16 protein-coding genes and 1 pseudogene are annotated in these 17,946 nt (G+C 71.1%); 10 read left to right on the top strand and 7 right to left on the bottom strand.

All coding sequences use genetic code 11. From position 1 onward, the window contains the following. Positions 1–961: pseudogene (locus tag Q0599_RS19955) on the bottom strand (hypothetical protein); the annotation flags it as partial. Positions 962–1,196: 235 nt separating this feature from the next. Here Q0599_RS19955 and Q0599_RS19950 point away from each other — a divergent pair. The 6 genes from Q0599_RS19950 (at position 1,197) to Q0599_RS19925 (ending at position 7,615) form a co-directional block, all read left to right on the top strand. Further along, positions 1,197–2,030 carry an ATP-binding cassette domain-containing protein gene (locus Q0599_RS19950; RefSeq protein WP_298833436.1) on the top strand — a complete coding sequence of 278 codons (834 nt, stop codon included), beginning with the start codon at positions 1,197–1,199 and terminating at the stop codon, positions 2,028–2,030. After that, positions 2,027–3,511, top strand: a complete 1,485-nt coding sequence (locus tag Q0599_RS19945; RefSeq protein WP_298833434.1) for an ABC transporter substrate-binding protein — start codon at positions 2,027–2,029, stop codon at positions 3,509–3,511. Before Q0599_RS19950 ends, Q0599_RS19945 begins: the two co-directional genes overlap by 4 nt. 10 nt (positions 3,512–3,521) lie before the next feature. Continuing rightward, positions 3,522–4,916, top strand: coding sequence for an amidase (locus tag Q0599_RS19940; RefSeq protein ID WP_298833431.1), 1,395 nt, complete (start codon positions 3,522–3,524; stop codon positions 4,914–4,916). A 3-nt stretch (positions 4,917–4,919) separates the two neighbouring features. Next, a complete protein-coding gene (locus Q0599_RS19935; RefSeq protein ID WP_298833429.1) occupies positions 4,920–6,260 on the top strand; it encodes a tetratricopeptide repeat protein in 1,341 nt (446 codons plus the stop codon). Positions 6,261–6,335: 75 nt separating this feature from the next. Further along, positions 6,336–7,484 (top strand): polymer-forming cytoskeletal protein, encoded by a 1,149-nt coding sequence (locus Q0599_RS19930; RefSeq protein ID WP_298833426.1) that lies wholly within the window; start codon positions 6,336–6,338, stop codon positions 7,482–7,484. Next, positions 7,481–7,615 carry a hypothetical protein gene (locus Q0599_RS19925; RefSeq protein ID WP_298833423.1) on the top strand — a complete coding sequence of 45 codons (135 nt, stop codon included), beginning with the start codon at positions 7,481–7,483 and terminating at the stop codon, positions 7,613–7,615. Before Q0599_RS19930 ends, Q0599_RS19925 begins: the two co-directional genes overlap by 4 nt. 58 nt (positions 7,616–7,673) lie before the next feature. On the opposite strand, the gene Q0599_RS19920 is transcribed toward Q0599_RS19925, so the two are convergent. The 3 genes from Q0599_RS19920 to Q0599_RS19910 are packed head-to-tail and all read right to left on the bottom strand — an operon-like array spanning position 7,674 to position 10,372. Beyond that, on the bottom strand, positions 7,674–8,315 hold the full coding sequence (locus Q0599_RS19920) for a glutathione S-transferase family protein (protein WP_298833420.1): 642 nt from the start codon (positions 8,313–8,315) through the stop codon (positions 7,674–7,676). Between the two features lie 33 nt (positions 8,316–8,348). Next, entirely contained in the window at positions 8,349–9,683 is a 1,335-nt protein-coding gene (locus tag Q0599_RS19915; protein ID WP_298833417.1) for a heavy metal sensor histidine kinase, read from the bottom strand. Continuing rightward, positions 9,680–10,372: a heavy metal response regulator transcription factor gene (locus Q0599_RS19910; protein WP_298833415.1), complete on the bottom strand. Its 693-nt coding sequence runs from the start codon at positions 10,370–10,372 to the stop codon at positions 9,680–9,682. Before Q0599_RS19910 ends, Q0599_RS19915 begins: the two co-directional genes overlap by 4 nt. Positions 10,373–10,556: 184 nt before the next feature. Here Q0599_RS19910 and Q0599_RS19905 point away from each other — a divergent pair, with 184 nt between their 5' ends. Further along, the gene (locus Q0599_RS19905; RefSeq protein WP_298833412.1) at positions 10,557–10,934 is read left to right on the top strand and encodes a DUF4148 domain-containing protein; all 378 of its coding nucleotides are present in this window, start codon (positions 10,557–10,559) and stop codon (positions 10,932–10,934) included. A gap of 19 nt (positions 10,935–10,953) precedes the next feature. Here Q0599_RS19905 and Q0599_RS19900 read toward each other — a convergent pair whose 3' ends face one another. The 3 genes from Q0599_RS19900 to Q0599_RS19890 form a co-directional block, all read right to left on the bottom strand. Next, on the bottom strand, positions 10,954–11,664 hold the full coding sequence (locus tag Q0599_RS19900) for a YafY family protein (protein WP_298833409.1): 711 nt from the start codon (positions 11,662–11,664) through the stop codon (positions 10,954–10,956). 76 nt (positions 11,665–11,740) lie between these two features. After that, on the bottom strand, positions 11,741–13,234 hold the full coding sequence (gene glpK, locus Q0599_RS19895) for a glycerol kinase GlpK (protein ID WP_298833407.1): 1,494 nt from the start codon (positions 13,232–13,234) through the stop codon (positions 11,741–11,743). After that, complete coding sequence (locus tag Q0599_RS19890; protein ID WP_298833405.1) at positions 13,231–13,998, bottom strand: DeoR/GlpR family DNA-binding transcription regulator; 768 nt, start codon at positions 13,996–13,998, stop codon at positions 13,231–13,233. Before Q0599_RS19890 ends, glpK begins: the two co-directional genes overlap by 4 nt. 173 nt (positions 13,999–14,171) lie before the next feature. Here Q0599_RS19890 and glpD point away from each other — a divergent pair, with 173 nt between their 5' ends. The 3 genes from glpD to Q0599_RS19875 all read left to right on the top strand — a co-directional run bounded on the left by glpD (position 14,172) and on the right by Q0599_RS19875 (position 17,931). Beyond that, positions 14,172–15,758, top strand: a complete 1,587-nt coding sequence (gene glpD / locus Q0599_RS19885; RefSeq protein ID WP_298833404.1) for a glycerol-3-phosphate dehydrogenase — start codon at positions 14,172–14,174, stop codon at positions 15,756–15,758. Further along, positions 15,749–16,813: an ABC transporter ATP-binding protein gene (locus tag Q0599_RS19880; RefSeq protein WP_298833401.1), complete on the top strand. Its 1,065-nt coding sequence runs from the start codon at positions 15,749–15,751 to the stop codon at positions 16,811–16,813. Before glpD ends, Q0599_RS19880 begins: the two co-directional genes overlap by 10 nt. A gap of 83 nt (positions 16,814–16,896) precedes the next feature. Beyond that, positions 16,897–17,931 (top strand): ABC transporter ATP-binding protein, encoded by a 1,035-nt coding sequence (locus Q0599_RS19875; RefSeq protein ID WP_298833398.1) that lies wholly within the window; start codon positions 16,897–16,899, stop codon positions 17,929–17,931. Positions 17,932–17,946 lie beyond the last annotated feature (15 nt).

Here is a 17,946-nt window from a genome sequence, read left to right as displayed (position 1 = left end):
CGGGTGCGGGTGCGGGTGCGGGTGCGGGTGCGGGTGCGGGTGCGGGTGCGGGTGCAGGTGCAGGTGCAGGTGCAGGTGCAGGTGCCGGTGTCATGCCGGACCCGGTCGCACTCCAGGAGCCCTGGTCGTCGCTCGCCGGCCCGGTGAAGCTGCCGCTGAGGCTGCCGTCGGCGGCGACCTGCCCGACGGCTTGGATGACGGCCTGCTTGCCATAGCGGATCGTGAGCATGACCTGGCCGGCGGCGTCGATCGTGCCCTTCACCGGATATCCGCGCCGTGCCTGGCGTTCGCCGTCATCGCGCCGCCCCTGGGTGCCCGAGGACAGGCCCAGCGCGTCGAGCTGGTCGCGGAACGATTGCGTGGCGGCCGCCACGTCTTCCTCGTAGCGTTGGACGCGCGCTGCGAAGTCGCTGCGGAACGCATCGAGGGTGGACTTCTGCGCCGCCGTCAGCGTCTGGCCGCCTCGCGCCGCTGCGCCGGCCGCCATCGCGGCGCGCAGATCCTGCAGCATCGCCTCGACATCGGCACGGTAGGCCTCACGCAACTGCTCGAGCGTCCCCTGGAACGCCTCGCGCAGCGCGGCCGCCTGCTCCTCGGTCGAGCCCGCCGTGCCGCCGGGCGTTGCCACGACGGCCGGAATCAACAGGCCCTCGATTTCCGTCGCACCGTCCTCCTGCTCGGTCCTGAGCATCAGCGTACCGCCGATCGACGTGCCGGCGTTGGTCCCTCCGACCACGTTGGCCGCGAAGGTGTACTGCATCTGCGCGAGCACGGTCTGCGCGCTGCTCGAATCGTCGCTGCCCGAGACGCTGACGCGCAACGCGCTCGCCGTCTGGTCGAACTGCACCGCCGAACCGGCCGCCGTGCCTGCGCCTCCGTCGCTGCCGCCACAGCCGAACAGCACGGCGGTGGCGAGACTGAGCACGGTCAACTTCAACGACGTCGATGTCCTTGCCTTCATGGGTTTTCTCCTCGTCTGGATGGGTGGGCCGGACCCCGTGGCCCGACGGACGCACCATACGAGTGGAGTGGGAAACTTTCCCACATGTATCCGGGGCACTTACTTCGGTAACCCCCGCGGGCCGCGCCGCGACGTGTCCTTACGAAGATGTGACCCACATATCGGTGACCGGCTGCAAACGCAGGCGACAGGACCTTTCCGGTGCTTCGAGGCCGGGCTCGGGCATCATCGGCGCATGAGGTCGCCCACCCCTGCGCTGCTGGCGCTGCACGAGGTCACATGCCGCTACAGCCTGCCGCGCGAAAGTCTGCTCTCGCCTGCACCGGTGATCGATGCGCTGCGCGGCGTGAGCCTGCAGCTGCACGCCGGGCGCAGCGTCGGCGTGGTCGGCGAATCGGGCTCGGGCAAGTCGACGCTGGCGCGCCTGGCGATGGCACTGGAACCGCCGACGAGCGGCCGCGTCGAGTTCATGGGCCGCGATCTGCATCGCCTGCCCGCCGCCGAATTGCGCGTCGCGCGCCGCGACTTCCAGATGGTGTTCCAGGACCCGTACGGCTCGCTCGACCCGCGCCAGCAGGTCGGCCGCATCGTCGCCGAGCCGCTGGTGCTGGACGGCCACGCACGGCGCGGGCATGCCGTCGCCGAGGCGCTGGAGGCGGTCGGCTTGCGCGCGAGCGATGCGCTGAAGTACCCGCACGAGTTCTCCGGCGGCCAGCGCCAGCGCATCGCCATCGCGCGCGCGTTGATCACGAAGCCGAAGCTGATCGTCGCCGACGAGCCGGTCAGCGCGCTCGATGTCTCGGTGCAGGCGCAGGTGCTCAACCTGCTGATCGATCTGCAGCAGCGTTACGGCGTCACCTACCTGCTGATCAGCCACGACCTCGCGGTGGTCGACCATGTCTGCGACGAGGTGGTGGTGATGCAGCACGGCCGCATCGTCGAGTGCGGCAGCACCGAGACGATCTTCCGCGCGCCTGCACACGCCTGCACCCGCGCGCTGCTCGCCGCGCACGAAGGGGCGGAGCCGCCTTCCGCTAGAGTGGGCGGCATGTTCGAGGAGCCGCGATGACACTCAGCGTTCGAATCTCCTGTGCCCTGCTCGCCGGCGCGCTCGCCGCCGCCGCATCGGCCCAGGGCCGCAAGGACAGCGTGGTGCTCGGCATGGTGCTGGAGCCCGCGCCGGGGCTGGACCCGACCAGCGCCTCGGCGGCGGCGATCGGCGAGGTGGTGCACATGAACGTGCTCGAAGGCCTGACCCGCATCGGCATGGACGGCGCGGTGACACCGCTGCTCGCCGAGAGCTGGAGCGTCGATCCGGACGGCAAGGTCTACACCTTCAGGCTGCGCAAGGGTGTGAAGTTCCACGACGGCGAGGACTTCGATGCCACCGACGTGAAGTTCAGCTTCGAGCGCGCCAAGGCGGAGGGATCGACCAACAAGGCGAAGAAGTCGGTGTTCGACAACATCAGCCGCATCGACACGCCCGACGCCCACACCGTCATCCTGGTGCTCAACCAGGCCGATGGAAACTTCCTCTTCCGCATGGGCGAGACCACGGCGGTGATCCTGGACCCGAAGAGCGCAGCAGGCACGGCGACCAGGCCGATCGGCACCGGGCCGTTCAGGTTCGAGGACTGGAAGAAGGGCTCGGCGATCACGCTGGTGAAGCACGCCGAGCACCGCAACGCCGCGACGGTGAAGATGCGCCGCGTGACCTTCCGCTTCATCAGCGACCCGGCGGCGCAGGTCTCGGCGCTGCTCGCCGGCGACATCGACGGCATGCCGCGCTTCGGCGCGCCGCAGAACCTCAAGCAGTTCCAGGCCGACAAGCGATACACGGTGGCCATCGGCGGCACCGAAGGCAAGACCATCGTCGCCATCAACAACAAGCGCAAGCCCTTCGACGACGTGCGGGTGCGCCGCGCCATCGCCGCGGCGATCGACCGCAAGTCGATCATCGACGGCGCAATGGAGGGCTACGGCGCGCCCATCGGCAGCCATCTGGTACCCAGCGACGCCGGCTACCTCGACCTCACCGGCATGAGTCCGCACGACCCCGAGAAGGCGAAGCGCCTGCTCAAGGACGCCGGCGTGGCCACGCCGCTGAACGTGACGCTGACACTGCCGCCGCCGCAGTACGCGCGCAAGGGCGGCGAGATCGTCGCCGCGCAGCTCGCCAAGGTGGGCATCGTGGCGAAGATCGAGAACGTCGAGTGGGCGCAGTGGCTGTCCGGCGCCTTCAAGGGCAGCTACGACCTGACCATGATCAGCCATGTCGAGCCGCTGGACTTCGACCGCTACGCCGACCCCAATTACTACTGGGGCTACGACAGCCCGGCCTTCCGCGCTCTGCTGGCGAAGTACAACGCCACCACCGATGCGAAGGCGCGGCTCAAGCTGGTCGGGGACATCCAGAAGCAGCTCGCCACCGACCAGGTCAACGCCTGGTTGTTCCAGCTGCCGCAGTTCGCGGTGGCGCGCAAGCCGCTGAAGGGGCTGTGGAGCAGCTCGCCGGTCTTCGCCAACGACCTGGCGGCGCTGAGCTGGTGAGCCGGACGCGATGGCCGACCTGCATGAACTGAGCGCCGTCGCGCTGCTCGACCTCTACCACCGCAAGGCCGCCTCGCCGGTGGAGGTGGCGCGCGACGTGCTGCGCCACATCGGCCGCTGGGAGCCGCTGCTGCACGCCACTTACGCCCTCGACGCCGAGGCCGCGCTGACGCAGGCCGAGGCTTCGCAGGCGCGCTGGGTCAGGGGCGAGCCTCAGGGCGCGCTCGACGGCGTGCCGGCGATGATCAAGGAGAACATCGCCACGCAGGGCGTGCCGGTACCGCTGGGCACCGCCGCCACCGAGCTGGTGCCCGCCGCGCACGATGCGCCGCCGGCGGCCCGTCTGCGCGAGGCCGGCGCGGTGATCCTCGGCAAGACGACCATGCCCGACTACGGCATGCTGTCCTCGGGGCTGTCGAGCTTCCACCCGCTGACCCGCAACCCCTGGGACCTGACGAAGAACCCGGGCGGCAGCAGCGCCGGCGCGGGTGCGGGTGCGGCCGCCGGCTACGGGCCGCTGCACCTCGGCACCGACATCGGCGGTTCGGTGCGGCTGCCGGCCGGCTGGTGCGGCATCTTCGCCCTGAAGCCCAGCCTCGGCCGCATCCCCATCCACCCGCCCTATGCCGGTCGCGTCGCCGGGCCGATGACGCGCACGGTGGCCGATGCGGCGCTGATGATGGGCGTGCTCAGTCGGCCCGATGCCCGCGACACCATGAGTCTGCCCTGGCAGGACATCGCCTGGCAGCAGCTGCACCGCGAGGTGAAGGACCTGCGCATCGGGCTGCAGCTCGACGCCGGCTGGGGCCTGGCCGTGGATGCAGAGGTCCGCGCCGCGGTCGAGGCGGCCGCGAAGGCGTTCGAGCAGGCCGGTGCGATCGTCGAGCCGCTGCGGCCCTTCATGACGCGCACCATGATCGACGGCATGGACCAGTTCTGGCGCTGCCGCAGCTGGCTGGACATCTCCGCCCTGCCCGCGGCGCGACGCGCCAAGGTGCTGCCCTTCATCGTCGAGTGGGCGCGCGGCGGCGCGAACCTCAGCGGCGAGCAGGTGTTCCGCGGCTACAGCCAGATGGGCGCGATGCGCGACGCCGCTGTCGCCGCCTGCGCCCCCTTCGACGTGGTGATCTCCCCGACCGCGCCCATCCCGGCCTTCGCCGCCGAGTGGCCCGCGCCGACCGACGATGCCACGCGGCCCTTCGAGCACATCGCCTTCACGCTGCCGTTCAACATGAGCGAGCAGCCCTCGGCGAGCATCAACTGCGGCTACACCGCGAGCGGCCTGCCGATCGGCCTGCAGATCACCGGCCACCGCCACGACGACCTCGGGGTGCTGCAGGTCGCCCATGCCTGGGAGCGCATGCGGCCCGCGCAGCGGCCCTGGCCGCAACCGCCGGCGCGTTGAGGCATGCAGGATCGACGCGGCAACCCGGTCGGCACCGCGTCGGCAGACGCGCTGGCCCATGCCGAGACGGCGCTGTGGCGCATGTGCTCCTTCTTCGACGCACCGCTGGCGGACATCGATGCCGCCATTGCCGCCGACCCCGGCTGGATGCTGCCGCATGTCATGCGCGCCGGCTTCCTCCTCACGCTGACCGAGCCCTCGCTGATCGCCGACGCGCGTGCCGCGCTCGAGCAGGCCGACCTGCTCGCCACCCAGGCCACCGAACGCGAGCGCGCCCACTGGGCCGCGGCGAGCCGCTGCGCCGCCGGCGACTGGCATGGCGCTTGCGCCGCCTGGGAACGGCTCCTGCTCGACCATCCGCGCGACCTCTACGCGCTGCAATGGGCACACCTGTTCGACTTCTACCGCGGCGATGCACGCAACCTGCGCGGTCGGGTCGCGCGGGTTCTGCCCGAGTGGCCGCGCGACGATCCGCTGCGCCCCTACCTGCTGGGCATGCATGCCTTCGGACTGGAGGAGTGCAACCTCTACGCACAGGCCGAGGCGGTCGGCCGCGAGGCGGTCGCGGGTGAGGCCAAGGTGCCCTGGGCCACCCACGCGGTGGCGCACGTGATGGAGATGCAGGGCCGCTTCGACGAGGGCCGGCGCTGGCTGCACGAACAGGAAGCGACCTGGGCCGAAGGCAACGGCTTCGCGGGACACCTGTGGTGGCATCAGGCACTGTTCCACCTCGAGGCGATGGACCTCGCCGGCGCGCTGGCGCTGTACGACGCGCACCAGGGCGGCGCCCACGCCGTGCTGACGCTGCAGCGCCTGGACGGCGCGGCACTGCTGTGGCGGCTGCGCCTGCTCGGCGCGGACCTGGCACGGCGCTGGGCCGACCTCGCGCAGGGCTGGGACCTGACGCCGCGCGACGCCGGCCACTCCGCCTTCAACGACGTGCACATGCTCATCGCGCTGATCGGCCTGGGCGATGCGGCGAGGGCCCAGGCGCTCGTCGCCGCCGTGCAGCGCCGCGCCGAGCGCAGCAGCGACAGCAATGCGCCGATGGCGCGCGAGGTCGGCCTGCCCCTGATGCGCGCACTGCTCGCCTTCGATGACGGCGACGCCGCCGAGGCGATCCGCTGGCTCGCACCGCTGCGCGAGACGGCGCACCGCTTCGGCGGCAGCCACGCGCAGCGCGACCTGATCGACCAGACGCTGCTGGCCGCCTGTGCCCTGCCGGGCGGCGAACGCGCGCTCGGCCGCGCGCTGCTCAACGAACGCCAACTGGTGCGCGGGGCGACGCCGCAGGTCGATCACTGGCGCGGCCGCCTCGGCCTGGTGCAACGCAGCACGGGTTGACGCCCCTCAACGCTTCGGCGCATGGGCGGCCTAGCCTCGCCGCGTCGGCGTGACGCCACGCAGGGGAGAACTCACATGGGCTGGAAGACTTGGAGCGGCGCGCTGCTGTGCGCCCTGACCTTGGGAAGCGCGTTCGCCGACGACCGACCTGTCGCACCGCCGGCGCTGCAGCACCTGGGCGGCGACCTCTTCATCGCCGGCGGCGCGGTGACCGTCAGCCAGCCGGTGGCGGGCGACCTGTTCGCCGCCGGCGGCGCCGTCGACGTCGATGCCGCGGTGGCCGGGGACACGCTCGCCCTGGGCGGCAAGCTGCGCCTCGGCGCCGAGGTCGAGCAATCGGTGTTCGCCGCCGGCGGCCAGGTGACGGTGAACGGCAAGGTCGGACGCAACCTGCGCGCGGTGGGCGGGCAGGTCGAACTCGGTCCGAGGGCCGAAGTCGCCGGCAACCTGTCGGCCGCCGGAGGGCAGGTCCGCCTGTACGGGCAGGTCGGCGGCCATGTGCAGTCGGCCGGCGGAAGGCTGCTCATCGACGGACTGGTGGGCGGCGACGTGATCGCCACCTCGGGGCAGGTCGAGCTCGGGCCCAATGCGCGCATCGCCGGCAAGCTGCGCTATCGCAGCGGCGACGCCTTGCGCCAGGATCCGTCCGCGCAGGTCGCCGGCGGTGTCGAACGGCTGGGGCCTGCCTTTCCCGCCAAGGGCGCGAGCGCGCCCGAGCGCCACCGCCGCGGCGCCGCCATCGGCGTGGTATGGACCGCGGGCCTCGTCGTGCTGGCGGCCGCCCTGCTCGCCGCGCTGCCGCGTTTTTACGGGGGAGTCGCGCGCACGATGTCCGAGCGTCCGGGTTTGAGCCTGCTGCTCGGCTTCGTGCTGCTGGTGTGCGCGCCGGTGGCGGCACTGCTGGCCATGCTGACGCTGATCGGCATCCCGCTCGGCCTGTTCCTCGTCGCGCTCTATCTGACGCTGCTGCCGGTGGCCTATGTCAGCACCGGCATCGCCCTGGGCGACTGGGCGCTGCAGCGCTGGCAGGCAGCGCGCGCGGCGTCGCTGGGCTGGCGCATCGGCGCCGCGGCAGCCGCACTGGTGGGGCTCGGGCTGCTCGGCGCACTGCCCTGGCTGGGCGGCCTGTTCGCGCTGGCCGCGCTGCTCGCCGGCCTGGGCGCGCTGCTGCTGCAGGTGCGCAGGCTGCTGTCGGCAGGCTCCACCTCGGCAGCCACTCCATGAGCACCCTCACCACGCTCGCCCTCGGGCGGATGGGGCAACTGCGAGCGCAGGCCCCCGTCGGCGACGCCACGCGGGCCATCCCCCTGCCCGCGCCGCGAAAGCAGCATCGCTCCGAGCTGCGCGGGAAGTGATCTTCCACGACCAGCGGCTGCTGCTCGCGCAGACCGTCGGCACGCCGGCCGACGGGGTTCAGACGCGCGGCTCGCCCAGCCCTTCCTGAGCGTAGGCGCGCTGCACCGCCGGCCGCGCCAGCATGCGCTGCAGGTAAGGCCCGAGGTTCGGCAGCGTGCGTGCCGGGCGCGTCATGCCGCGCGTCCAGCGGCACAGCATCAGCACGTAGGGGTCGAGCGCGCTGAAGCCACGCCCGAGGAACCAGGGGGCGCCGTGGCGCACGAACTGCGCCTCGAGCTGGTCGACCATGCCGGCGATGTGCGCCTCGGCGTGCCGTTTCACCTGCGCCGCGCCCTCGGGCGTGTCGGCCCAGCGTTCGGCATAGAAGTACAGCGGCATCTCGGCCTGCAGCGTGTTGGTGAGCCACATCAGCCACTTGTAGAACTCGGCGCGCTCGATGGTGCCGGGCGCGGGCGCCAACCCGGCCTCGGGGTGCGTGTCGACGAGGTGCAGCACGATCGCCGCCGTCTCGTAGAGCACCAGTTCGCCGTCGACCAGCACCGGAATCTTGCCGTTCGGGTTGAGCTTCAGGTAGGCGGGGTCGTGGTGCGCGTTCTTCGTGCGATCGACCAGCACCAGCTCGTAGGGAATGCCGAGTTCCTCGAGCAGCATGTGCGGCGTCATGCTGGCGTTGCTCGGGAAGTAGTGCAGCTGCTTCATGCGGCGATGCTAGCCGCAGCGCTGTCGTTGCGCTCAGTGCGGCAACAGCGTGAAGCCCACCCGCGTGCTGCCGCCCTCGCTGGCGGCGAGCGGCCGGCCGGCGTGCATGCGCGCGATCGCCGCCACGATCGCCAGGCCCAGGCCGTGATGGGCCTGGCTGTCCGGCCGCGCGACGTCGGCGCGAAAGAAGCGGTCGAACAGCCGCGGCAGGTGCTGCGGCGCGATCGTCTCGCCCGCGTTCTCGACCTCCACGCGCACCTGCTCGGCCGCATCGGGCGCGATGCGCACCACCACGGTCGAGCCGCGCGGTGCGAAGCGGATCGCATTGCCGAGCAGGTTGGCCAGCGCGCGCTTGAGCAGCGGCTCGTCGACCGCCGCCTCGGCATCGCCCTCGATGCGCACCGCGAGGCCGGCCTCGTCGAGCATCGCCTCGTGGAACTCGACCACCTGCGCCGCCAGCGCCGCGAGGCTGGCGCTGCGGCCGCGCCGCGCGGTGGCGCCGCGATCGGCCTGCGAGAGGAACAGCATGTCGTTGACCATCGCCGCCAGGCGCTGGGCCTCCTCGAGGTTGGACAGCAGCGTGTCGCGCAGCGCCTCGGCCGGCCGCTCGCGCGACAGCGCCACCTCGGTATGGCCGATCAGAGCCGCCAGCGGCGTGCGCAGCTCGTGCGCGACATCGGCGTTGAACCCCTCGAGCTGGGCCATGGCACGCTCGAGTCGCTCCATCAGCGCGTTGAACTGCTCGATCCAGGGCAGCAGCTCTTCGGCAGGGTCGGCCAGCGCGAGGCGCTGCTCGAGCCGCCGCGGCGAGATCGCCCGCGTCTGCGCGGCGAGTTCGCGCAACGGCCGCAGCGCGCGCTTCACGTGCCAGAAGCTGCCGGCGGCAACCAACGTGCCGGCGACCAGGGTCACCACGACGAAGACGACCAGCCAGTTGCGGCCGAACTTGGCATCGCTGGCGAAGTCCACCGTGTAGCGCGCCTTGAGCAGGCCGCCGGCCAGTTGCGGCGCGGCGATGTCGAAGTCCACGCTGTGCGTGTGCGCCGACATCGCATGCGAACCGGCGTTGCTGTCTGCGTAGAACGGGCTGCCGTCGGCCCGCCACAGCTCGAGCCGCGTGTTGGCGCGCATCGGCGCGTCGGCGCGCACGCGCGCGAGGCAGGCGGCCTCGCCGCCGTTCTTCAGCTCGAGCGCGAGGATCTGCGCGATCACGTTGGCGCGGAACTGCGCGTCCTCGGCGTTCTTCTCCTTGATCAACATCTTCACCGACAGCCAGGCGCCGGTGAACAGTGCCGCGAGCACGACCATCGTGACGATGGCCAGCTTCTGCGACAGGCGCCGGCCGATCGAGTAGCTGCACAGGGTCATGACGAGCGGTCCTCGAGCACGTAGCCCATGCCGCGCACCGTGTGCAGCAGCTTGTGGGTGAACGGGTCGTCGAGCTTGGCGCGCAGCCGCCGCACGGCGACCTCCACGACATTGGTGTCGGAGTCGAAGTTCATGTCCCACACCTGCTCGGCCAGCGTGGTGCGCGAGAGCACCTGGCCGCGCCGGCGCAGCAGCAGCGTCAGCAGGGTGAACTCCTTGGCGGTGAGGTCGAGCCGCGTGCCGGCGCGGTGCGCCTTGCGGCTGGCGAGGTCGAGCTCCAGGTCCGCCAGGCGCAGCTGCGTGCCGTTGCCGCCTGGCGCGGCGCCGGCAGGCGTCCCCCGCCGCAGCAACGCGCCGACACGCGCCAGCAGCTCGGAGAACGCGAAGGGCTTGACGAGGTAGTCGTCGGCTCCCTCCTGCAGGCCGCGCACGCGGTCCTCGACCTTGTCGCGTGCGGTCAGCATCAGCACCGGCGTCTGGCCGCGCTCGCGCATCGCCTTGAGCACGCCGAAGCCGTCGACGCCCGGCAGCATCAGGTCGAGCAGCACGAGGTCGTACTCGCCCTCGCAGGCGAGCAGCCGGCCGCGGATGCCGTCGGCCGCCACGTCGACGACGTAGCCGTTCTCCGACAGGCCCTTGTGCAGGTAGTCGGCGAGCTTGGGTTCATCCTCGATGACGAGCAGGCGCATGGTGGGGGAGGTCTCGCGATGGCGTGAATGTTCTCACCGATGGCGCCCGCGCTGGATTACGAATTTGTCATCTCGCTGTCCGGGAAAGCGGGAGGGTCGCTCCCTAGAGTTCATCCCGTGTCGACGACAGACACCGATTGCTCCTCCGGACCCCACCTTCATTCACCTCTTCAAGGACATGACCATGAACGCCAAGACCCTCATCGCCACCGCCCTGTTCGCCTCCTTCGCCGGCAGCGGTGCCGCCTTCGCGCAGGAAGCCACGCAGGACTTTGCCGCGCCGCAGCTGCTCTCGTCGAAGACGCGCGCCGAAGTGATCGCCGACCTGCAGTCGGCAGTCCGCGGCGGGGCTGCCGGCTACGGCGAAGCCTCCCCGGCGCCGATGGCCGCCTCGGCGCTGAGCCGCACCCAGGTGATCGCCGAGACGCGCGAGGCCCAGCGACTCGGCCTGATCGACACCACCGAAGGCAGCGTGCGCGTGGCCTCCGCGGCCCAGCTCGAGCAGGTCCGCGCCGCCGGCCTGCGCGCGCTGGACAGCAGCCTGGCCCAGGCGGCGAAGTGACCGGCCTCCACCGACGCGCTCAGGCGTCGGTGGCGCGGTCGCGTTCGTCCATCTCGCCCTCGACCTGGCGGAACAGATCCGCCAGGGTCTTGCCCGCCTCGTCGCGGAAGCGCTCATCCAGCACCTCCAGCCGCTCGATGCGGTCGACGCGGAAGTTGCGGAAGTCCTGGCGCACCTCGCACCAGGCCGCCAACGTCCACACCTCGCTCCAGTAGAAGCAGCCCAGCGGGCGCACGCGGCGCTCGCTGATGCATCCGCGCAGGTCGAGGTAGCGCAGCCGCACGACGCGGCGCTCCTCCGTCGCCACGCGCAGCCGCTGCAGCCGCTCGCGCGTCGCCGGGTCCGGCCCGCTGGGCGTGGCATAGATGGCCAGGCTCTCGGCCGCAGCGCGCGACGTCGGCGGCAGCACGGCGAGCATCTTCGACAGCGCAGCTTCGGCCTGCGCGGACAGTTCGGTGTCGAGCCGCGACTGCGCCAGCCGCACCGAGGCGACCAGGGCACGCGCCTCGCCGGCGGTGAACATCAACGGCGGCAGGTCGAAGCCGGCACGCATGCGGTAGCCCACGCCCGCCTCGCCGTCGATCGGCACGCCCTGCGCCATCAGGTCGGCGACGTCGCGGTAGACGGTGCGCTCCGACACCTCGAGCCGCTCGGCGAGGAAGCGCGCGGTCGACAGCCGCCGGCCGCGGATCAGTTGCACCAGCTGGAAGAGGCGCTCGGCGCGACGCATGCAATCGTTCCGTCCTGATGGGGCACGCGATGCTGCCTGCCCCCTGCTGACAGCGTGGTGTCAGCAGGGGCCGAGCCTACAGCGTCGCCTGCGCGACCGCATGCTCCCAACGCTGCATCAGCTCGTCGGCGCGCTCGCGCGACATCGTCGGATGGAAGCGGCGCTCCACCTGCCATTGCGCCGCCAGTTCGTCCAGGCCCTTGTAGATGCCGCCGGACAGCCCCGCCAGGTAGGCGGCGCCCAGCGCCGTCGTCTCGATCACCTGCGGCCGTACCACCGGGATGCCGAGCAGGTCGGCCTGGAACTGCATGAGCAGGTCGTTGACGCAGGCGCCGCCATCGACGCGCAGTTCGGCCACCGGCGCGCCGCCATGCGCCACCGCATCGCGGCTCATCGCCTGCAGCAGCGCGGCGCTCTGGAAGGCGATGCTCTCCAGCGCCGCGCGCGCGATGTGCGCCACCGTGCTGCCGCGCGTCAGGCCGACGATGGCGCCACGCGCGTCGGCCTTCCAGTACGGCGCGCCCAGGCCGGTGAAGGCCGGCACGAACATCACGCCGCCGGAATCGGGCACGCTCTGCGCCAGCTGCTGCACCTCGCCGCTCGCCCGGATGGCGTGCAGTCCGTCGCGCAGCCACTGCACCACCGCGCCGGCGATGAACACGCTGCCTTCGAAGGCGAACTCCGGCGTGGTGCCCGGCTGCGCCGCGCTGGTGGTGACCAGTCCGTTGGCCGAGGTCTGGAACTGGCTTCCGGTGTGCATCAGCATGAAGCAGCCGGTGCCGTAGGTGTTCTTCGCCAGGCCGGCCTTGAAGCAGGCCTGACCGAACAGGGCGCTCTGCTGGTCGCCGGCCACGCCGCCGATCGGCAGCGAGGCGCCGAGCAGATCGGTGCGCGTGTGGCCGAAGACATGGGCCGACGGCCACACCGCCGGCAGCACCTCCACCGGCACGTCGAGGATCTTCAGCAGCTCGTCGTCCCAGGTGTTGGTGTGCACGTTCAGCATCAGCGTGCGCGAGGCGTTGCTGACGTCCGTCGCGTGCACCGCTCCGCCGGTGAGCTGCCACATCAGCCAGGTGTCCACTGTGCCGAAGGCCAGCTCGCCGGCCAGCGCCGCGGCGCGCGCCCCGGCGACGTGGTCCAGGATCCACTTCAGCTTGGTGCCGGAGAAGTAGGCATCGACGATCAGGCCGGTCTTGCGCCTGAAGGTGTCTTCCAGGCCCCGCGCGCGCAGCGCGGCGCAGGTCGGCTCGGCGCGGCGGTCCTGCCAGACGATGGCGTTGTAGACGGGCTCGCCGGTGCGGCGGTTCCACACCAGCGTGGTCTCGCGCTGGTTGGTGATGCCGATGGCGGCGATATCGGTCGCCTTCAGCTTCGCCGCGGCCAGCGCTTCCTGCGCGGTGGCGAGCTGCGTGGCCCAGATCTCCTTCGGGTCATGCTCCACCCAGCCGGGCTGCGGGTAGATCTGGCGGAACTCGCGCTGCGCCATTGCGACGATGTGCCCGCCGGCGTCGAATACGATGCTGCGCGAGCTGGAGGTGCCCTGGTCGAGGGCCAGAAGATAGGTGCTCATGGTTCGGCCACGTGGCAGCTGACGCCGGCCTCCGCGAGCAGCGCGGGAAAGGGTGCGGGCGGTTCGGTGTCGGTGTAGAGCGCGTCGATCTGGTCGAGCCGCGCCAGCTCGACCATCGCCGGCCGGTTGAACTTGCTGTGGTCGGCGGCCAGCCAGACCTCGCGCGAATGTTCGATGATCGCTCGCGCCACCTTCACCTCGCGGTAGTCGAAGTCGCGCAGCGTGCCATCGGCCTCGATCGCCGAGATGCCGATCAGCGCGATGTCGACCTTGAACTGCGCGATGAAGTCCACCGTCGCCTCGCCGACGATGCCGCGGTCGCGCCCGCGCACCACGCCGCCGGCGACGATGACCTCGCAGTCCGGATTGTCCGACAGGATCGCTGCGACGTTGAGGTTGTTGGTGATCACGCGCAGCCCCTTGTGGCGCAGCAGCTCGTGCGCGATCGCCTCGGTGGTCGTGCCGATGTTGATGATCAGCGAGCAGTTCTCCGGCACCGCCTTCGCCACCGCACGCGCGATGCGCTGCTTGGCCTGCTCGTTGAGCTTCTGCCGCTGGCGGTAGGCGATGTTCTCGGTGGTCGAGGCGGGCACGCGCACGCCGCCGTGGAAGCGTGCCAGCAGGCCCTCGTCGGAGAGCAGCTTCACGTCGCGGCGCACCGTCTGCAACGTCACGCCGAAGCGCTCGGCCAGCGCCTCCACCGACACCGAGCCGCGCACGCGCACCTCCTCGAGCAGATCCGACTGGCGGGGATTGGGCGTCATGGCGGCGAGCGTAGCGGGCTCTTGCGGGAAAACCACAGGGCTTACCCAACTTGCCACCTGCGCGCTTCTGGGCTAAAAAGAAAAAAGAAGCGCACAAACGAACACAAACGAAAACGCTGCGAATGCAGCACGAACCGACCGCCCGCGCCGCGGCCATCCCCGACGGAGACTGCTTGAACCACCCCCGCCCCGACGGCTGGCGCGACCCTGGCGCGGCCGATGTTGCGATCGACTGCGACGTGCTCGTCGTGGGCGGCGGCATCAACGGCGCAGGCATCGCGCGCGACCTCGCCGGCCGCGGCCTGAAGGTCGTGGTGGCGGAAAAGGACGATCTGGCTTCGCACACCTCCTCGTCGTCGACCAAGCTCATCCACGGCGGCCTGCGCTACCTCGAGTACTACGAGTTCTCGCTGGTGCGAAAGGCGCTGGCCGAACGCGAGGTGCTGCTCAAGAGCGCGCCGCACATCATGTGGCCGCTGCGCTTCGTGATGCCGCACGACCCCGGCATGCGTCCGGCGTGGATGATCCGCGCCGGCCTGTTCCTCTACGACCATCTGGCGCGCCGGGAGGTGCTGCCCGGCTCGACGACCGTGGACCTGCGCTCGCACCCGACCGGGGCGCCGCTGAAGAAGACGTTCCGCCAGGGCTTCGTCTACTCGGACGGCTGGGTCGACGACGCAAGGCTGGTCGTGCTCAACGCGCTGGACGCGCGCTCGCACGGCGCCACCGTGCTGACACGCACCACCTGCGTTGATGCGAAGCGCGGCGCGGCGCAGTGGCAGGCGACGCTGCAGGGCCTGCAAGGCGAGCGGCGCGCGGTGACGGCGCGCGCGCTGGTCAATGCCGCCGGCCCCTGGGCGGCGCAGTTCCTCGCCGAACATGCGCACGCGCCGAGACAGAAGTCGCTTCGGCTGGTGAAAGGCAGCCACATCGTCGTGCCGAAGATGTTCGACCACGACCATGCCTACATCTTCCAGAATCCCGACAAGCGCATCATCTTCGCCATCCCCTACGAAGCGGACTTCACGCTGATCGGCACCACCGACGTGGAGCACCGCGGCGCGATCGGCGCCGCACGCATCGACATCGACGAGATTGCCTACCTGTGCGCGCAGGCGAGCCGCTACTTCTCGCGCGCCGTGGCGCCGACCGACGTGGTGTGGAGCTACTCCGGCGTACGCCCGCTGCTCGACGACGAGTCGGGCGACCCCTCCGCGGTGACGCGCGACTATTCGCTCGAACTCGACGTCGCTCAGGCGCCGCTGCTGAACGTCTGGGGCGGCAAGATCACCACCTTCCGCAGGCTCGCCGAGGAAGCCGCCGACCTGCTGGCCGCACCGCTGAAGGCGGCACGCGGCGCCTGGACCGAGCGCACCTTCTTGCCCGGCGGCGACCTTAGCGCCACCATCGGCGCGCCGCAGCGGCCCGACACCGATTTCAGCCGCTTCGTGCAGGCCCTGGCGCTGGCCCATCCCGAGCTGCCGACGCCGCTGGTGCGCCGCCTGGCACGCGCCTACGGCGCGCGTGCCGTCGAGTTGCTGAGGCGGCCGCTGGGCCCCGAGGTTGCGCCCGGCCTGCACGAGGCCGAACTGCAGTTCCTGCACGACGAGGAGTGGGCACGCTGCGCCGACGACGTGCTGTGGCGGCGCAGCAAGCTCGGCCTGCATTACGACGAACGCCACCGCGCCGCGGTGGACGACTGGTGCCGCCGGCACTGGGGTACCCTGGCTTCGGCCCCGACGGAGACCCAATGGAACTGACGCTCGAACGCATCGAGCAGAAGGTGGGCGCACAGACCCACCTGTATCCGCTCGACCTGACGCTGGTGCCGCGCGCCGTCACCGTGCTGCTCGGCGCGACGCAGGCCGGCAAGACCACGCTGATGCGCGTCATGGCCGGCCTGGACGAACCGCACGCCGGCCGCGTGCTCGCCGACGGCCAGGACGTGACCGGCATGCCGGTGCGCGAGCGCAATGTCGCGATGGTCTACCAGCAGTTCATCAACTACCCGTCGATGACGGTGGCCGAGAACATCGCCTCGCCGCTGAAGCTGCGCGGCGAGCGCGACATCGCACAGCGCGTGCAGGCGCTGGCCGCCAAGCTGCACATCGAGCCGTTCCTGAAGCGACTGCCCGCCGAGCTCTCCGGCGGCCAGCAGCAGCGCGTGGCACTGGCCCGCGCGCTGGCCAAGCAGGCACCGCTGATGCTGCTCGACGAGCCGCTGGTCAACCTCGACTACAAGCTGCGCGAGGAACTCCGCGAAGAGCTGACCCAGCTGTTCGCCGCCGGCGAATCGACGGTCGTCTACGCCACCACCGAGCCCACCGAGGCGCTGCTGCTCGGCGGCTACACCGCGGTGATGGATGCCGGCGAACTGCTGCAGTACGGGCCGACGGCCGAGGTGTTCCGGCGCCCGAAGTCGATCCGCGTCGCGCGCGCCTTCAGCGACCCGCCGATGAACCTGCTGCCGGCCAGCAGCGCGGCCATCGGCGTCACGCTGGCCGCCGGCGTCAGCCTCTCGGTGCCGCTGCCGACCACCGCGACCAGCACGCTGACCATCGGCGTGCGCGCCAGCGCGCTGCGCGTGCAGCAGCGCCCCGGCGACCTGGCCCTGCCCGGCCAGGTGGAGCTGGCCGAGATCTCCGGCTCCGACACCTTCGTGCACGCGGCCACGCCGGTCGGCGAGGTGGTCGCGCAGCTCACCGGCGTGCACGAGTTCGAGCTCGGCGCCTCGGTGACGCTGTACCTGAACCCGGCGCAGGTCTACGTGTTCGACGCCAGCGGCGACCTGCTCGTGGCGCCAGGGGGAAACTGACATGCACGCCCGAACTCACCTTCGTTCGCGGCCCGCCGTGGGGGCGCAGGCCCTCCTCGTGTGGGTCCGGTGGGAGTCCTGACATGGCCCGTATCGATCTCGACCTGGCGCACAGCTACCGCCCTCAGCCGCAGCGCGACGAGGACTACGCGCTGCTGCCGCTGAAGATGAGCTTCGCCGACGGCGGCGCCTATGCGCTGCTCGGCCCCTCGGGCTGCGGCAAGACGACCATGCTCAACATCATCTCGGGCCTGGTCGTGCCCTCGCAGGGCACCGTGAAGTTCGGCGAGCGCGACGTCACGCGGCTGTCGCCGCAGCAGCGCAACATCGCCCAGGTGTTCCAGTTCCCGGTCATCTACGACACGATGACCGTGGCCGAGAACCTCGCCTTCCCGCTGCGCAACCGCGGCGTGCCGGCGGACCGCATCAGGCAGCGCGTCGGCAGGATCGCCGAGATGCTCGAGATGAGCGGACAGCTCGACATGCGCGCCGCCGGCCTGTCGGCCGATGCCAAGCAGAAGATCTCGCTCGGCCGCGGCCTAGTGCGCGAGGACGTGTCCGCCGTGCTGTTCGACGAGCCACTGACGGTGATCGACCCGCACCTGAAGTGGCAGCTGCGCCGCAAGCTCAAGCAGATCCATCACGAGCTCAAGCTCACGCTGGTGTACGTGACGCACGACCAGGTCGAGGCGCTGACCTTTGCCGACCAGGTGGTGGTGATGACGCGCGGCCGCGCAGTGCAGGTGGGCAGCGCATCGGACCTGTTCGAGCGGCCGCGGCACACCTTCGTCGGTCACTTCATCGGCTCGCCGGGCATGAACTTCCTCGACGCGAACGTGCTGCCCGGCGCACCCGCCGGCGCCAAGCGGCTGGGTGTGCGGCCGGAATACGTGGCGCTCGCAGCGCCGCACGCGGCGGGCGCGGTGCCCGCCACGGTGACGCAGGCACAGGACATCGGCACCTACTGGCTGCTCGGCGCCGCGATCGCCGACGGGGCGGTGGTGCGGGCGCGCCTGTCCGGCGAACAGCCGATCCCGAAGGTCGGCGAGACGGTGTGGCTGGCCATCGCGGGCACGCACACCTGCTGGTACGACGCCAACGAGGAGCTCGTCGCATGAACCAGACACCGAGAC

Origin of the sequence: uncultured Piscinibacter sp. (assembly GCF_937952055.1) — a bacterium.
Classification (GTDB): domain Bacteria; phylum Pseudomonadota; class Gammaproteobacteria; order Burkholderiales; family Burkholderiaceae_C; genus Piscinibacter.
Note: the sequence above shows the minus strand (reverse complement) of the source record. Positions and strands in the feature narration are given on the sequence as shown.

Excerpts from the sequence above, each read along its gene's own strand:
- Q0599_RS19940 (WP_298833431.1), top strand. The coding sequence starts at position 3,522 with ATGGCCGACCTGCATGAACTGAGCGCCGTCGCGCTGCTCGACCTCTAC.
- Q0599_RS19935 (WP_298833429.1), top strand. The coding sequence starts at position 4,920 with ATGCAGGATCGACGCGGCAACCCGGTCGGCACCGCGTCGGCAGACGCG.
- glpK (WP_298833407.1), bottom strand. The coding sequence starts at position 13,234 with ATGAGCACCTATCTTCTGGCCCTCGACCAGGGCACCTCCAGCTCGCGC.
- Q0599_RS19945 (WP_298833434.1), top strand. The coding sequence starts at position 2,027 with ATGACACTCAGCGTTCGAATCTCCTGTGCCCTGCTCGCCGGCGCGCTC.
- Q0599_RS19950 (WP_298833436.1), top strand. The coding sequence starts at position 1,197 with ATGAGGTCGCCCACCCCTGCGCTGCTGGCGCTGCACGAGGTCACATGC.
- Q0599_RS19900 (WP_298833409.1), bottom strand. The coding sequence starts at position 11,664 with ATGCGTCGCGCCGAGCGCCTCTTCCAGCTGGTGCAACTGATCCGCGGC.
- Q0599_RS19930 (WP_298833426.1), top strand. The coding sequence starts at position 6,336 with ATGGGCTGGAAGACTTGGAGCGGCGCGCTGCTGTGCGCCCTGACCTTG.
- Q0599_RS19920 (WP_298833420.1), bottom strand. The coding sequence starts at position 8,315 with ATGAAGCAGCTGCACTACTTCCCGAGCAACGCCAGCATGACGCCGCAC.
- Q0599_RS19875 (WP_298833398.1), top strand. The coding sequence starts at position 16,897 with ATGGCCCGTATCGATCTCGACCTGGCGCACAGCTACCGCCCTCAGCCG.
- Q0599_RS19880 (WP_298833401.1), top strand. The coding sequence starts at position 15,749 with ATGGAACTGACGCTCGAACGCATCGAGCAGAAGGTGGGCGCACAGACC.
- Q0599_RS19890 (WP_298833405.1), bottom strand. The coding sequence starts at position 13,998 with ATGACGCCCAATCCCCGCCAGTCGGATCTGCTCGAGGAGGTGCGCGTG.
- Q0599_RS19925 (WP_298833423.1), top strand. The coding sequence starts at position 7,481 with ATGAGCACCCTCACCACGCTCGCCCTCGGGCGGATGGGGCAACTGCGA.
- Q0599_RS19905 (WP_298833412.1), top strand. The coding sequence starts at position 10,557 with ATGAACGCCAAGACCCTCATCGCCACCGCCCTGTTCGCCTCCTTCGCC.
- Q0599_RS19910 (WP_298833415.1), bottom strand. The coding sequence starts at position 10,372 with ATGCGCCTGCTCGTCATCGAGGATGAACCCAAGCTCGCCGACTACCTG.
- Q0599_RS19915 (WP_298833417.1), bottom strand. The coding sequence starts at position 9,683 with ATGACCCTGTGCAGCTACTCGATCGGCCGGCGCCTGTCGCAGAAGCTG.